Genomic DNA, 15,328 nt, shown 5'->3' with positions numbered 1-15,328 from the left:
AACACGCACGACGCGGCACGGGAGCCGCTCAGAAAGGAACACACCCATGCGCAAACCATGGACGCAACTAGCGATCGCCTCGGCGGCCGCGATCTCCCTGGCATTCGTGCCCGCGGCGGCGTTCGCCGACACCCAGGAGGGCGCCGACGCCTCGCCCGTCACCCTGGATCTGTACAACCTGACGGACGTCCACGGGCACATTCAGCAGGTCGCCAAGAAGGGAACGGTTCGCGAGGCGGGGCTGCCCGCCATGAACTGCTACCTGAAGAAGGCCACGCAGGAGAATCCGAACTCCTCGTTCACCCTGCTGGGCGACAACATCGGTGCCTCCCCCTACATTTCTGGTGCGCTCAAGGACAACCCGACCATCGAGGCGCTCAACACGATGAATCCGCTGGCCTCGACCATCGGCAACCACGAGCTGGACATGGGGCAGGCCGTCTTCAAGCAGCGCATCGACGGAAGTAACCCGGCTGAGTTCGTGCAGACCAACTTCCCCTACCTGGGCGCCAACGTCGAGGGCATGGGCACCTACGGGGACGGGATCCCCTACCTGGGGGACTACAAGCTGTGGAAATCCCCGTCCGGCATCAACGTCGCGTTCATCGGCGCGATCGCCGAGGACGTTCCCTACAAGCTCAGCCCCGGCATCACCAAGGGCCTGACCTTCAAGGACCCCATCAAGCGCATCAACTCCCTGGCGGCTGAACTCAAGCAGAGCGGGAAGGCGGACGTCGTTATCGCGATGCTCGACGACGACGTGAAGAACAACTACACGAAGGTTGGCAAGGACGTCGACGGCCTCATGGGCGGGGACACGCACGTGCCCTACGAGTTTGACCACCTTAACTCGCACGAGCGCTTCGACTCGGCAAACCCCCTGCTGGCGGGCGTCGCGTCGGGCTCCTACACGGACAACCTGGGGCTCATCCGCCTGACGATCGATCCCAAGACCCGTAAGGTCAGCTCGGCCGACTCGATCCTGATCCCCGCCTCAACTGTCGCTGAGTGCGGAGCGGACCCCGCGACCCAGGCGGTCGTCGACAAGGCGGAGGCCGCGTCGAAGGAAGCCGGCAAGCGCGTCGTCGCGACCGGGTACACGTCTCCCTTCAAGCGTGGCGTCTTCACCACGCCCGAGGGGGCCACGGACCCCGGATCGAACCGCGGCATCGAATCCTCCCTGGGTGACCTGGTTGCCGACGCGATGCGCGACACGGTCCTGACCACTGAGGGAAAGAGCGTCGACATCGGCATGATCAACGCTGGCGGCTTGCGCGCCGACCTCACGCCGAACGAGGACGGGACGATCACCTACGCGCAGACCTACGAGGTCATGCCCTTCTCGAACGAGCTGGGGTACGTGACGCTCAAGGGCTCTGACATCAAGGACGCGCTCGAACAGCAGTGGAAGACAGACCTCAACTCGCAGAACTCGCGCCCGTTGCTCAAGCTGGGATTGTCCTCCAACGTGCGTTACACCTACGATCCCGCCAAGCCATACGGGTCTCGCATCACCTCCGTGACCATTAACGACAAGCCCCTCCAGGCGGACGCACAGTACACGGTGGGTTCCGTGACCTTCCTGCTCGCGGGCGGCGACTCCTTCGATGCGCTCACCCGCGGCGGCCCGGCGAAGACCAGCGGCAACCTGGACCGCGATTCCTTTAACTCCTACCTGGGGACGCACTCCGGTGGAAAGAAGAGCGGGGCCCTGGACGCGGGCGCCGTGACTCCGCGCGAGGCGAAGTCCTCGATCGGTATCACGCTGCCCACCGAGCCGGTGGCCGATGGGACGAACGTGACGATCCCGCTGCGCGGCCTGTCCTTCTCCGAAGGGCCTTCGATCACCACGAAGGTGCGCGTGAGTGCGGGTGGTTCCGAGGCCGTGGCGCCGGTCGATAACTCGCTGGTTGAGGCGCACGCTTCCGATGCCGCCTCCATCATCACGACCGACGGCGCGGGTCAGGCGTCCGTGAACGTGACGGTCACAGGTGCCTGCCAGGGGAAGGCGGCCGGTGATGTCGTCAATGCTCCCGTGACGGTCGCGACCGATTTTGCCACGGTCGTTGGGGCGTCGGACGGTCTGACCGTTCCCGTGAGCTGCGCGGGTGGTGCGCAGCCCAATCCGTCCGCCGATCCCGGCGGCAATGGGTCGGGCGACCAGCCGCCGTCGGCCAGCCCCCGTACGGGAGGCGGAGACCTGGCGAGTACGGGCGCGTTTACTCAGGGACTCATTGTGGCGCTGTGTGCCGCTGTGATCGGTGGCGTTGCGCTGTACATCCGTCGACGCGCAAATCGTTACCAAAGCGAGAACTAATAGTTCTTGACAGAGCCGGTGGGGCGCGGGACACTCGTAGCAGACGCAAAAATCGATCATGACAAATGTTCGCGCAACGGGTGTGCGGATTGCGTCTGCGGCCCGCGCCGCCACCGGCTCAAGGAAGATCCACATCAACGGAGGAAAACACTCATGAAGCACCTCACGAAACTCTTTGCTGCGGCAGGAGTTGCCACGCTCGCCTTGGCTGGCTGCGGCGGGGGAGGGGGCAACGCCGGGCAATCGGGCCAGGCTAAGGATGCCGCCTCATTCAAAGCCTGCGCGGTCTCGGACGCCGGCGGCTGGGACGACAGGTCCTTTAACGAGTCCGCATACAACGGCCTGAAGGCCGCCCAGTCCAGCATGGGCATCCAGATCAACACCGCCGAGTCCAGCTCGGACGCGGACTTCAAGCCGAACGTCGAGACCATGGTCGCCGACAACTGCAACCTGATCATCGGCGTCGGCTTCAACCTCGAAAAGGCCATGCACGCCTCGGCCGACGAGAACAAGGATCTGCACTACGCCCTGGTCGACTCCAGCTTCAGTGACGGCAACAACAACACGGTGACCCTCGAGAATGGTCGCCCGCTGCTGTTCAACACCTCTCAGGCGGCCTACCTCGCCGGCTACGCTGCCGCCGGCATGACGAAGAGCGGGAAAGTCGCCACCTTCGGCGGCATCCAGATCCCCTCCGTGACGGTGTTCATGGACGGTTTCGCGGACGGCGTTGAGGCGTACAACAAGGCGAAGGGCACATCCGTGCAGGTGCTCGGCTGGGACAAGGCGAGCCAGACGGGCTCCTTCACCCAGTCCTTCGACGACCAGGCGCTGGGCAAGCAGCAGGCCCAGCAGTTCATCTCGCAGGGCGCTGACATCATCATGCCCGTGGCCGGCCCCGTGGGCCTGGGCGCCGCGGCCGCCGCGATGTCCGACGGCAACACGTCGATCATCGGCGTGGACTCCGACTGGTACGAGGCCAACCCCGACTACTCGTCGATCGTGCTGACCTCCGTCATGAAGGAGATCGGCGCCTCGGTCGAGCAGGCCATTAAGGACTCGGTGAACGGCAAGTTCACGTCGACCCCGTACGTGGGCACGCTGGCCAACGGCGGCGTCTCCCTCGCTCCCTTCCACGATTTCGATGCGAAGGTGCCCTCGGAGCTGAAAGAGGACCTGAAGAAGCTCACGGAGGATATTAAGTCGGGGAAGCTGACGATCGAGTCGCAGAACGCTCCGAAGTGATGCCCGATGGTGGGGCTGGCCGCGACGAGGAGGCCAGCCCCACCGCGCTATCGGGTGCATGCGCGGCATGAGCTCTGCGGGGGAAGGACGAAGGAATGAAATTAGAGTTGCGGGGGATCACGAAGAGATTCGGTCCCCTCACTGCAAACGACTCGATCGATCTGACGATCGAGGAAGGGCAGATTCACGCCCTGCTGGGAGAAAACGGCGCGGGTAAGTCCACGCTCATGAACGTCCTGTACGGGTTGCACTCCCCTGACGAGGGACAGATCCTCATCGACGGGTCGCCGGTGACCTTCAAGGGGCCGGGTGACGCCGTTGCGGCGGGGATTGGCATGGTGCACCAGCACTTCATGTTGATCCCGGTGTTCACCGTGGCAGAGTCGATCGCCCTCGGGTTCGAGCCGACCGGTCCGGCGGGGATTATCAGCCGTGAGCGCGCGCGCGAAACCGTTCGAGAGGTGTCGGCGCGATTCGGCTTCGATCTGGATCCCGACGCTCTCATCGAGGACCTGCCCGTGGGCGCTCAGCAGCGCGTGGAGATCGTCAAGGCGCTGTCGCGGGAAGCGAAGGTCCTCATTTTGGATGAGCCGACCGCGGTACTGACCCCGCAGGAGACCGACGAGCTGATGACGATCATGCGTCAGCTCGCGGACGCGGGGACCTCAATCGTGTTTATCACGCACAAGCTGCGCGAGATCCGCGCGGTCGCCGACGAGATTACGGTGATCCGCCGCGGCCGCGTCGTGGGCCACGCGTCGCCCACGGATTCCGAGGCATCGCTGGCCACGCAGATGGTGGGGCGCGAGGTGCTCATGCGCGTCAAAAAGGAACCGGCGAAACCCACGGGCAGCGGCCTGGTGTTTGATGACGTGTCCCTGCTCGGAGCCGGGGGCGTTCCCCTCCTCGACCACGTATCGTTCGATGTGCGCAGGGGAGAGATCCTGGCGGTTGCCGGCGTGCAGGGAAACGGTCAGACCGAGCTCGCCGAGGCGGTCCTCGGCCTGCGCACCCCCGACAGCGGTTCGATCCGCCTTGAGGACGCGGATATCACGCACGCCAATCCTCGCGAGTCCCTGGACGCGGGCGTCGGGTTCATCCCCGAGGATCGGTCCACTGACGGCATCATCGCCTCGTTCTCCATCGCGGATAACCTGGTCCTGGATCAGTTCACGTCGCGCGACTTTTGCGCGGGCGGTTCCCTGAAGCTCGGAGCGATCGCGCGCAACGCCCGCGAGAAGGAAGAAGAGTACGACATTCGTTTGACGTCGATCAACGATCCGGTGTCTTCCCTGTCGGGCGGTAACCAGCAGAAGGTCGTCGTGGCGCGGGAGATATCGAAGGACTTGACCCTCCTGGTCGCCAACCAGCCCACCCGAGGGGTTGACGTCGGATCGATCGAGTTCATTCATCGCAGGATCGTGGACGTGCGTGACCAGGGCTGCGCGGTCCTGCTCATCTCGTCGGAGCTGGACGAGGTCGTGGCGCTGGCGGATCGCATCGCCGTGATGTATCGCGGCCGCCTCGTCGGCATCGTTGCGCCGGACACGGGGCGCGACGTCCTGGGCCTCATGATGGCCGGCGTACCGCTTGACGAGGCAGTGGCCGCGTCGCCGGGCTCGGCGCACACCGACCGCGTTGACGGGGAGGAAAAGTGATGAGTAAGCAAAAGACTGGTGCTCGGGTTGCAATCGCCCGCGTCCTAGCCTCGCAGTGGTTCGTGTCGGTGCTGGCCGTCCTGATCGCGTTCGTGATCGGAGCGATCCTGATCGCGATGTCGGGGGCGTCGGTGACTGAGGCGTATTACGCGATGTTCCGCGGGGCCATCGTGGACCCCGAAGCGCCGACGTTCGTCCGCAGGATAATGCCGCTGACGAACTCGCTGTTCTTTTCGATTCCCCTGATCATCTCCGGCCTCGGCCTGGCGATTGGCTTTAGGGCGGGCCTATTCAATATCGGCGGCAAGGGCCAGATCATCGTCGGCGCGCTCGCGGCCGTGTGGGTGGGCTTCGCGTTGCATCTGCCCCCGGTGATTCACGTGCTGGTGGCGCTGCTCTCCGCCATGATTGCCGGCGCACTGTACGCCGGGATTGCGGGCGTCCTGAAGGCAAAGACGGGCGCCAACGAGGTGATCGTGACGATCATGCTCAACTCGGTCGCCACGCTCGGCCTGGGCTACGTGCTGGGGCAGAAGGCGTGGCAGGCACCCGGTTCAAACCAGCCGGTGACTCCGAAGGTCGCGGAGACGGCGGAGCTGTCGCGGCTGCTTCCGTCGCCGTTTAAGCTGCACGTCGGTTTCGTTGTCGCTATCATCGCGCTGGCCGCGTTCTGGTGGCTGATGGAACGTTCAGCGCTCGGTTTCAAGATCCGGGCGGTTGGAGCGAACGCCGCCGCGGCCCGCACGGCGGGAATCTCGGTGGAGCGAATCACGGCGGTGACCATGGTGATCTCGGGTGCGTTCCTGGGACTCGCCGGCGCGAACGAGGCCCTGGGAACCCTCGGGTACGTGTCCCGCGACGTCGCGGGGTCGATTGGATTCGACGCGATCACCGTCGCCCTCCTGGGGCGCAACAAGCCGTTGGGCACGTTCGGGGCCGGCCTCCTGTTTGGCGCCTTTAAGGCGGGCGGCTACTTGATGCAAACCAAGGGTGTGCCCATCGACATGATCTTGATTCTGCAGTCGGTGATCGTGCTCTTGATCGCCGCGCCGGCGCTGGTGCGGTGGCTGTTCCGGCTGCCCGATGCCAGGCGTGTAGAAGAACTTCGAAAGGGGAGCAGTGATGAGCACAAGTGAACGTGAAGCGGGAACGCAGGTTGAGGCTAAACGGTCCTGGAAGCTCCCGGGCGTCTACGTGGGGGCCTGCGTCCTCCTGGTGGTTCTTGCCGTCGCGACGCGCGGCGATGTTCGTGTGTTGCTCAGTGACAAGTCGCAGTCATACGCGATCCCCGACCTCGTGGTGGCGGGAGCCCCCGTTGTGTGGGTTCTCGCGCTCATCGCGATCGCGATCACCGCGTGGACGCTCGTGGTGACGGCGCGCAGGATGGCCGCTCCCTCGTGGGCGCGTATCGCCGCGATGGTCCTCGTCGGCGTGTCGACGGTGTTCGGGTTCCTCGTGTACGCGGGGGCGGGTTCCGCCACCGGCAGCGTGACGCTCACGTCGACTCTGGTGTCGACCGTTGCCCTGTCGACGCCCCTGATCTTCGGCGCGCTGTCCGGCGTGATTTCGGAGCGAGTCGGCGTGGTTAACATCGCGATCGAGGGCGACCTGCTGGTCGGCGCGTTCGCGGGCGTCATGGCGGCCTCGTACTTCCAAAACCCCTACGCCGGCCTGCTCGCCGCCCCCCTCGCGGGAGCCGCACTCGGTGTGTTGCTGGCGCTCTTCTCCGTGAAATACGGGGTGGATCAGATCATCGTCGGCGTCGTCTTGAACGTGTTGGCCCTGGGCCTGACGACGTTCTTCGCCGGGACGGTCATGAAGAAGACGACGGTGAACCTGAACACGAACCAGTACTCGCTGTCGAACATTAAGATCCCGTTCCTGTCGGAGATCCCCATCGTCGGTCCCGCCTTGTTCAACCAGTCGATACTCGTGTACCTCATGTACGCGGCCGTCATCGCGTTGGCGTTCTTCCTGTTCCGTTCCCGCTGGGGTCTGCGCCTGCGGGCCTGCGGCGAGCACCCCCGTGCCGCCGACACCGTTGGCATTAACGTGGGTGCGACGCGCACGACCAACACGATTCTGGGCTCCTCCTTCGCAGGCCTGGGCGGCGCATTCTTCACGATCGGATCGGGCCTGGCGTTTACGGACAACATCTCCGCGGGCAACGGCTACATCGCCTTGGCGGCGATGATCCTGGGCAAGTGGAATCCGCTGGGTGCCATGAGCGCGGCCGTCATGTTCGGTTTCGCTCAGGCACTGGCTCACATGCTGCCCAACTTGACCAGTGCGATCCCCTCCAACCTGGTGTCGATGATTCCCTACGTGGTGACGATCGTCGCCGTCGCCGGTTTCGTCGGTAAGTCGCGGGCGCCCGCCGCCGAGAACATCCCCTACGTGAAGTGAAGGACGTGGAGGCGATGCGCTCGATCGATTGGGATGCGCTGCTGGGCGTCGCCATCGACGCGATGAAGCGGGCCTATTGCCCCTACTCGGGATTCCCGGTCGGTGCCGCCGGATTGGCGGACGACGGGCGGATCGTGAGCGGGTGCAACGTCGAGAACGCGGGCTATGGGGTGACGCTGTGTGCCGAGTGCGGCATGGTGTCCGACCTGATCCGTTCCGGCGGGGGCGCGCTGGTCGCGGTCGTCGCCGTGAACGGTGACGCCGTGCCCGTCTCTCCGTGCGGGAGGTGCCGCCAGCTCATCGTTGAGCACGGCGGACCCTCCTGCCTGGTGCTCATGCCGGGCGGCGTCACCGCGATGAGCGACGTCCTGCCCGGCGCGTTCGGCCCCCACGACCTGGACAGTGTCGGTGCGACGCCCGCGCCGGCCTCGTCAGCAACGAAAGAAGGAAACGATGGCGATCTTTGACGCCGTTGACATTATTCGCACGAAACGCGATGGGGGAACCCTGACCCCCGAGCAAATCGATTGGACGATCGACGCCTACACCTCCGGCGTCATCAAGGACGAGCAGATGGCCGCCCTGGCCATGGCGATCTTCCTGCGCGGAATGAACCGCGCCGAGATCGCCCGCTGGACGGATGCGATGATTCGTTCGGGTGAGCGCATGGACTTCTCCGGCATTGGCAAGCCCACCGCCGACAAGCATTCGACCGGGGGCGTGGGGGACAAGATTACGCTGCCCCTCGCCCCGCTCGTCGCCTGCTTCGGGGTTTCCGTCCCCCAGCTGTCGGGCCGAGGCCTGGGGCACACGGGCGGTACTCTGGACAAACTGGAGTCGATTCCCGGTTGGCGGGCGCAGCTGAGCAACGAGGAGATCATGACGCAGCTGGGGACAGGGTGCGGCGCGGTCATCTGCGCGGCCGGCTCCGGGCTGGCTCCCGCGGACAAGAAGCTGTATGCGCTGCGCGACATCACATCCACCGTGGAGTCGATTCCGCTCATCTCCAGCTCCATCATGAGCAAGAAGATCGCGGAGGGCACCGGCGCTCTCGTCCTCGACGTGAAGGTCGGGTCGGGTGCCTTCATGAAGGATCTGGACACCGCGCGCGAGCTGGCGCGCACCATGGTGGACCTGGGGCGCGACGCGGGGGTCGCCACGCGCGCCCTGCTGACCGACATGTCCGTGCCTCTGGGACGCAAGATTGGTAACGCGTTGGAGGTCGAGGAATCCGTCGAGGTTCTCGCGGGCGGCGGCCCCGCCGACGTCGTCGAGCTGACCTGCGAACTCGCCAGGAACATGCTGGATCTGGCGGGCGTCCACGACGCGGACGTTGAGGCCGCTCTTGGCGACGGCCGCGCGATGGACCGCTGGCGTGACATGATCCGCGAGCAGGGTGGTGACCCGGAAGCGCCGCTGCCTCGCGCCGCTCACACGCACCAGGTGCTCGCCGAGGCCGATGGGACGGTCGTCGGCATGGACGCGCTATCCGTGGGCGTGGCCTCGTGGCGCCTCGGCGCGGGGCGTGCCGTCAAGGAGGATCCCGTGCAGGCCGGTGCCGGCGTCGAGATCCACGCCAAGCCGGGTGAGAAGGTACGAGCGGGGGACCCCATACTCACGCTCCACACCGACGACGAGTGGCGCATCGAGCGAGCGGTGGAGACTCTCACCGGCGCGATCGAGATCGTCGAGGGGGGTGCCTGTGAGCCTCGCAGCGTCGTCCTAGAGACGGTGTCGTAGGAGCGGCGCGCGGGCGCGGACAGCGCGGGGAAGGAGGAAGCGTGGAGAAGCGAGACGAGCAATCAATCGAGGCTCTCAAGCTCTACTACCAGCAGAACTTGAGCCAAGCCGAGGTCGCCTCCCGAATGGGGTGCTCACGCCCCACCGTGGCCAAGCTCCTGGCGCACGGCCACGCGCGCGGCTTCGTGACCATCGAAATACACGATCCGCGTGACGAAGCTTCCGAGCTGGCGGCACGCCTGGAACAGCGCTACGGGCTGGCCTGCGTGCGTGTCGCCCACGGTCGCGCAATGAACGAGGACGAGGCCATTGATCAGGTTGGCCGCGTCGGCGCGACCCTGGTAAGCCAGCTGGTGCACGACGGCATGAGCGTGGGCATCTCCTGGGGTCGCACGATGAATGCGGTCGCCGCCCACCTCGCTCGATCTCCTCGCGCGGGGGTGCGGGTTGTCCAGCTCAAGGGGGGAACTTCCTTTTCCGAGCGCGCAACGCATGACTTCGAGGTCATGCGGGCGTTCTGCGAAGCCTTCTCGGCCGAGCCGCGCTACCTGCCGCTTCCCGTTATCTTCCAGGACACGGCGACGCTATCGATCGTGTGCCAGGACCGGGCGATCGCAAAGATCCTGGAGGAGGGGCGGGGTGTTGACGTTGCCGTCTTCACCGTCGGGTCGATGGGACGCGAGGTGATTTCCCTGAACCTCGGGCAGCTGGACGTTGCGGAGGTGGACGCGCTGCTGCGCGACGCCGTGGGCGACGTGTTTTCCCACTTCTTTACGGAGTCTGGGACTGTCGCGCTTCCCGCGATCGAACGGCGCACGGTCAGCATCTCCCTGGAGGACTTGAGCTCCCGGCCCGTGCGCCTGTTGGTCGCTGGCGGTCGGGCGAAAGCGGAGGCGCTGGCGGCGGCGCTGCACATGGGGTTGGCCACGCACCTCGTGGTCGATCAGGACCTGGCCCTCGCGCTGCTCGATAGGCGAGGCGAGGACATCCCGCAGAGGGTGTGCAACGACACCCCGCAGGATGAGAACAATTGTCAAAGCAATCGTTGACACATTCATAATGCAAGGCATAGCCTTGTCACACAGGTAAAGATGCCTAACGGAGCCCACGGCTCCCTGACACAATGGAGGACACGACACATGCGTTCCACACCGCACATTGACCCCACCGCTCCCATCGCGGAGACGATTCTGCTGCCGGGAGATCCCCTGCGTGCGAAGTTCATCGCCGAGACCTACCTGGAGGACGTCCGCCAATTCAACGCGGTGCGTAACATGCTCGGTTTCACCGGCACCTTCCAGGGCACGCCCGTATCCGTCATGGGGTCCGGCATGGGCATCCCGTCCATCTCCCTGTACGCCTACGAGCTCATCCACATGTTCGGATGCAAGCGCCTGATCCGCGTGGGCACGTGCGGATCCCTGCAGCCCGACATGCACCTGTACGACGTCGTGATCGCCCAGGGCGCGTGCACGAACTCGGCGTTCATGGATCAGTATCAGCTTCCCGGCTCCTTTGCTCCGATCGGGTCCTTCCGCCTGATCGATGACGTGGTGCGCCGCGCCCGCGAGGAAAACGTCCCGTTCCACGTCGGTAACATTTTGTCCTCCGACGTCTTTTACAACGCGAACCCGAATTTCAACGACGGGTGGAAGCGCATGGGCATCCTCGCCGTTGAAATGGAAACCGCCGGTCTGTACGCCACCGCCGCCGACGCGGGGGTTGAGGCCCTGGGCATGTTTACCGTCTCGGACTCCCTGGTCACCGGCGAGGTCACGGATGCGCAGTCTCGGCAGACCGCCTTCACGACCATGATGGAGCTTGCCCTGCCTCTGGCAGCGCTGTGAGACGAGGAGAAGGCTGCCCAATGAATAAGCGTGACGTGGCCGCGATGATCGACCACACAATCCTCAAGCCGGAAGCCACCGTTGCGGACGTTCAACGCATCGTCTGTGAGGGCGCGCAGGCCGGAACCTACTCCGTGTGCGTGTCGCCGTCCATGCTGCCCCTTGACGTGCCCGAGACCCTGAAGGTGGCCTGCGTGGTCGGCTTCCCCTCCGGCGCCGTCAAGCCGCAGGTCAAGGCCTTCGAGGCGGCGCAGGCGGTCGCGGATGGGGCCGACGAGATCGACATGGTCATCAACATCGAGCTGGTCAAGGATGGTCGATTCCGCGATCTGGAGGAGGAGATCGCTGCCGTTCGCCGGGCCGTCCCCGCCCCCCGCATCCTGAAGGTCATCATCGAATCCGCAGCCCTCACGGACGACGAGATCGTTGAGGCCTGCAAGGCGGCGATGCAAGCGGGTGCGGACTTCGTTAAGACATCCACGGGGTTCCACCCGGCCGGTGGCGCGTCGACCCACGCGGTCGCTCTGATGCGTGCCACCGTCGGGGATTCCCTGGGGGTCAAGGCATCCGGAGGCATCCGCGACGCCGCTTCTGCGCTCGCAATGATCGAGGCCGGTGCCACCCGCCTGGGCGTCTCGGCTACCAACGCAATTTTGGCGGGACTGGAGGACTGATGCACCATGGAAATTCTTGATCGCGCCCAGCAGTGGGCACAGCACGACCCTGACCCGGCGACGGCCGCGGCCCTGACAGCCGACATTGAGGCCGCCCAGCGCGGCGATGAGGCGGCGCGGGGCCGCGTTCGCGCGGCCATGAACGGCCCCCTCCAGTTCGGCACCGCGGGCCTGCGCGGCGTCGTCGGACCGGGAGAGTCACGGATGAACCTGGCGGTCGTCATCCGCGCCACCGCCGGGCTGTGCGAGGTCATCAAGCGTCACGCAACGGGGACCCCGACCCTGGTCGTTGGATGCGACGCCCGCTACGGATCCTCCGAGTTCGCCACGGCCGCGTGCCGCGTCGCGTCGGCCGCCGGCGTGCGGGTCCTCGCCCTGCCCCAGGCGAATCCGACACCGCTCACCGCTTTTGCGGTGCGGCACTTCAACGCGGACGCGGGCGTCATGGTGACGGCCTCGCACAACCCCGCCCCCGACAACGGGTACAAGGTCTACCTGGGCGGCACCGTCGTCACCGGCGACGGGCAGGGCGTCCAGATCGTCCCGCCCTTCGATGCCGAGATCGCCCAGGCGATCGAGGCCACCCCGCCCGCCGACCAGGTTCCGATGAACGACGACCTGATCGAGGCGGTCGACCCCCGCGACGAATACGTGGTCTCCGCCGTAGCATTGGCCTCGGGGGACGCCGCGGCGCGCGAGGGACTGCGCATTGTCTTGACCGCCATGCACGGCGTGGGCTCCGCGATCACCTCGCGCGTCCTGCGCGAGGCCGGTTTCACCAACGTGACGCAGGTGGCGGCTCAGGCCGACCCGGACCCGGACTTCCCGACCGTTCCCTTCCCCAACCCCGAGGAAGCAGGCGCGCTCGACATGGCGATCGAGCAGGCGCGCGAACAGGACGCAGACCTCATCATCGCGGTCGATCCCGACGCGGACCGGTGCGCGCTTGCGGTCCCGGACCCCTCCTCGCAAACGGGTTGGCGGCCGTTGAGCGGTGACCAGATCGGGTGCCTCCTGGGTGAGTTCCTGGCCGCGCGCGGGCTTGACGGTTCGCTCGCGAACTCGATCGTCTCCTCGCGCCTGCTCGGACGGATCGCCAGCGCGCACAAACTGGCCCACCACACGACCCTCACCGGTTTCAAGTGGATCGCCCGCGCCCCCTCGCTGGCCTTCGGATACGAGGAAGCCATCGGCTTTTGCCCGAATCCCGCCATCGTGCGCGACAAGGACGGCATCGCGACGTCCGTGGTCGCCGCGTCGATGGCCGCCTCACTCAAAGCCGCCAACCGCAGCGCGTGGGACGAACTGGACAGGCTGGCGCGCCTGCACGGCCTGCACGTGAGTGGACCGCTGACTTTCCGGGTCGAGGAACTCGATCAGATCGCCCAGGGCATGGCGCGCCTGCGCGCTCAGCCGCCCAGCGTCCTGGCGGGCTCGCCGGTCGTTGAGGTATCGGATTTGTCCGAGGGGTACCAGGGGCTGCCTCCCACGGACGGCGTGCTGGTCCTCACCCGCGACGGCGATCGCGTGATCGCCCGACCGTCGGGCACGGAGCCGAAGCTCAAGTGTTACCTGGAGGTCATCGTGCCGGTGGCCGATGGCGAGGAAGTCCCGTGGAATACGGCGCGTGATCGCCTGGAGACCATCAAGCGCGAATTCGCCGAGGTCATCGGCCTGTAGGAGCTGCCCACCGGGGGTCTTCGTCGGCGTTTCTCGTGTGTTCGCGCCCTGCGCAGGGAAATAGTTAACGCTATACTTGCGTATATGGTTACTCACGCAGAAATGCCGGCGGAGGCCCTTCCCTTCGCTGATCGGCCCGTCGACAAGGCGCCCGGCCACTGGGTGCTGGCGCGGGCCGGAAAGAAGGTACTGCGCCCCGGGGGGCTCGCCCTGAGCACCTGGGCGCTGAAGCGCGCTAGCCTGCCGGGCGCAGACGTCGTCGAATTCGCCCCCGGCATGGGCGTTACGGCCGCCGCGATCGTCGCCGTCGGCCCCGCCTCGTACGTCGGCGTCGAGCGCGATCCGAATGCCTCCGCGCGGGTCGACGCCATCGTCTCGAGCGTCGGCCGCTGCGTCAACGCGGACGCCGCCGAGACCGGACTGCCGGATGAATCTGCGGACGTCGTTGTCGGCGAGGCGATGCTGACCATGCAGGGAGAGAAAGCCAAGCGCGCCATCGCGGGCGAGGCCGCTCGTATCCTGCGTCCGGGAGGCCGCTACGTGATCCACGAGCTGGCGATGACGCCCAACAACATCGCAGATGACGCCGCCACCGACATCCGCCGCGCCCTGGCGCGCAGCATTAACGTCAACGCCAGGCCCCTGACGGTCGCCGACTGGCGAGCATTCCTCGAAGAGTCCGGCCTGGTCGTCGAAGAGACCCGCACGGCCCCGATGGCCCTGCTCAAACCGGGGCGCCTGATCGCCGACGAGGGGCTGGGCGGCGCCCTGCGTATCATCCGCAACATCGCGCGAGATAAGGATTTGCGCAGCCGCGTCGTGTCGATGGCGCGCACGTTTAAAAAGTACGACCGTAATCTGTGTGGCGTCGCGATCGTCGCGCGTAAACCGATGGAGGAACAATGAGCCTGTCGCCCGAATCAAACGTTGAGGTCCCCACGCCCATCATGACGGACCTGCAGGACGTCGCCTCGATGGTTCAAATCAACGAGGGGGCCACGGTCTCGCGCACGGTCATGCACGCCGAGGGCGTCCGCCTGGTCCTCTTCAGCTTCGATACGGGTGAGATTCTCAGCGAGCACACCGCTGCGATGCCCGTCATCCTGCACACCCTGGAGGGATCGATCGAAATCGAGGCCGACGGACGGACCGTGGTCCTGCGGCCCGGCGACGTTATCCACTTCGGGACGCGACTGCCGCACGCTGTCCGCGCTCTCGAACCTTCCAAGCTGGCCCTGTACATGCTCGATCAGCGCGAGCGCTAGGGACTGGCCCGAGGAGCCTGGGCTTTCTCGCCTCGAAAGCGGCGCGCCACGCCATCTCCGCTATGCCACGCGGTCACCGGCTCGTGTCGCGCGACCGTAGTGACGCCTTACCCGCCGCCCGGGCCACCATCCACAGGCCTACCTCGACGATAACGCCCGACACGGCAAAAACGGCCCCCACGGAGGCATGCGCTGCCGTGGGGGCCGTCGCGGCCAGCGCGAGAGCGTGAGCGGTGCCCAGGACGCCTCCGCCGAAGAGGATCGGCCAGGAGCTGCGGTGGGCGCGCTCCCACTCGCGGGAACCGTGTTCGACGCCGGGTAGCCGCAGGCCCAGGGGAGGCCGACACGCGTTCGCGCGCGCGGTCAGGCCCGAAACAAAGAGGTACAGCCCGCCCGCGACGAGCGTCACGGAGAGGAGGAGGAAGAGGAGGAGCAGTGCGACTGACACGGGAACCCCCAGGGACGAAGTTGTTTCACAGCCGTTTCACGCTTGCGG

General features: G+C 66.1%; 14 protein-coding genes. 13 read left to right on the top strand and 1 reads right to left on the bottom strand.

From position 1 onward, the window contains the following. Positions 1-46 precede the first annotated feature (46 nt). The 13 genes from BLT68_RS05690 to BLT68_RS05630 all read left to right on the top strand — a co-directional run bounded on the left by BLT68_RS05690 (position 47) and on the right by BLT68_RS05630 (position 14,832). Positions 47-2,317, top strand: a complete 2,271-nt coding sequence (locus BLT68_RS05690) for a bifunctional metallophosphatase/5'-nucleotidase (RefSeq protein WP_050694340.1) — start codon at positions 47-49, stop codon at positions 2,315-2,317. A 153-nt stretch (positions 2,318-2,470) separates the two neighbouring features. Continuing rightward, complete coding sequence (locus tag BLT68_RS05685) at positions 2,471-3,562, top strand: BMP family lipoprotein (protein ID WP_050694341.1); 1,092 nt, start codon at positions 2,471-2,473, stop codon at positions 3,560-3,562. A gap of 95 nt (positions 3,563-3,657) precedes the next feature. Further along, on the top strand, positions 3,658-5,220 hold the full coding sequence (locus BLT68_RS05680) for an ABC transporter ATP-binding protein (RefSeq protein ID WP_050694342.1): 1,563 nt from the start codon (positions 3,658-3,660) through the stop codon (positions 5,218-5,220). Beyond that, a complete protein-coding gene (locus BLT68_RS05675) occupies positions 5,220-6,356 on the top strand; it encodes an ABC transporter permease (protein ID WP_050694343.1) in 1,137 nt (378 codons plus the stop codon). Before BLT68_RS05680 ends, BLT68_RS05675 begins: the two co-directional genes overlap by 1 nt. Continuing rightward, the gene (locus BLT68_RS05670) at positions 6,343-7,626 is read left to right on the top strand and encodes an ABC transporter permease (protein WP_050694344.1); all 1,284 of its coding nucleotides are present in this window, start codon (positions 6,343-6,345) and stop codon (positions 7,624-7,626) included. The genes BLT68_RS05675 and BLT68_RS05670 overlap by 14 nt, the downstream gene beginning before the upstream one ends. Positions 7,627-7,640: 14 nt before the next feature. Next, positions 7,641-8,093: a cytidine deaminase gene (locus BLT68_RS05665; protein WP_050695710.1), complete on the top strand. Its 453-nt coding sequence runs from the start codon at positions 7,641-7,643 to the stop codon at positions 8,091-8,093. Then, entirely contained in the window at positions 8,080-9,366 is a 1,287-nt protein-coding gene (locus BLT68_RS05660) for a thymidine phosphorylase (RefSeq protein ID WP_050694345.1), read from the top strand. The genes BLT68_RS05665 and BLT68_RS05660 overlap by 14 nt, the downstream gene beginning before the upstream one ends. A 41-nt stretch (positions 9,367-9,407) precedes the next feature. Further along, positions 9,408-10,415: a sugar-binding transcriptional regulator gene (locus tag BLT68_RS05655; protein ID WP_050694346.1), complete on the top strand. Its 1,008-nt coding sequence runs from the start codon at positions 9,408-9,410 to the stop codon at positions 10,413-10,415. 90 nt (positions 10,416-10,505) lie between these two features. Continuing rightward, complete coding sequence (gene deoD, locus BLT68_RS05650) at positions 10,506-11,213, top strand: purine-nucleoside phosphorylase (RefSeq protein WP_050694347.1); 708 nt, start codon at positions 10,506-10,508, stop codon at positions 11,211-11,213. Between the two features lie 20 nt (positions 11,214-11,233). Further along, positions 11,234-11,887 (top strand): deoxyribose-phosphate aldolase, encoded by a 654-nt coding sequence (deoC, locus tag BLT68_RS05645; RefSeq protein ID WP_070778323.1) that lies wholly within the window; start codon positions 11,234-11,236, stop codon positions 11,885-11,887. 6 nt (positions 11,888-11,893) lie between these two features. Next, positions 11,894-13,567 (top strand): phospho-sugar mutase, encoded by a 1,674-nt coding sequence (locus BLT68_RS05640; RefSeq protein ID WP_050694349.1) that lies wholly within the window; start codon positions 11,894-11,896, stop codon positions 13,565-13,567. Between the two features lie 84 nt (positions 13,568-13,651). After that, positions 13,652-14,473, top strand: coding sequence for a class I SAM-dependent methyltransferase (locus BLT68_RS05635; protein ID WP_050694350.1), 822 nt, complete (start codon positions 13,652-13,654; stop codon positions 14,471-14,473). Beyond that, entirely contained in the window at positions 14,470-14,832 is a 363-nt protein-coding gene (locus BLT68_RS05630; protein WP_050694351.1) for a cupin domain-containing protein, read from the top strand. The genes BLT68_RS05635 and BLT68_RS05630 overlap by 4 nt, the downstream gene beginning before the upstream one ends. Before the next feature lie 73 nt (positions 14,833-14,905). Here BLT68_RS05630 and BLT68_RS05625 read toward each other — a convergent pair whose 3' ends face one another. Then, on the bottom strand, positions 14,906-15,280 hold the full coding sequence (locus BLT68_RS05625; RefSeq protein WP_050694352.1) for a hypothetical protein: 375 nt from the start codon (positions 15,278-15,280) through the stop codon (positions 14,906-14,908). Positions 15,281-15,328 lie beyond the last annotated feature (48 nt).

The organism is Schaalia meyeri (genome assembly GCF_900105015.1).
Taxonomy (GTDB): Bacteria; Actinomycetota; Actinomycetes; order Actinomycetales; family Actinomycetaceae; genus Pauljensenia; species Pauljensenia meyeri.
This window is presented reverse-complemented; position numbering and strand designations above follow the sequence as displayed.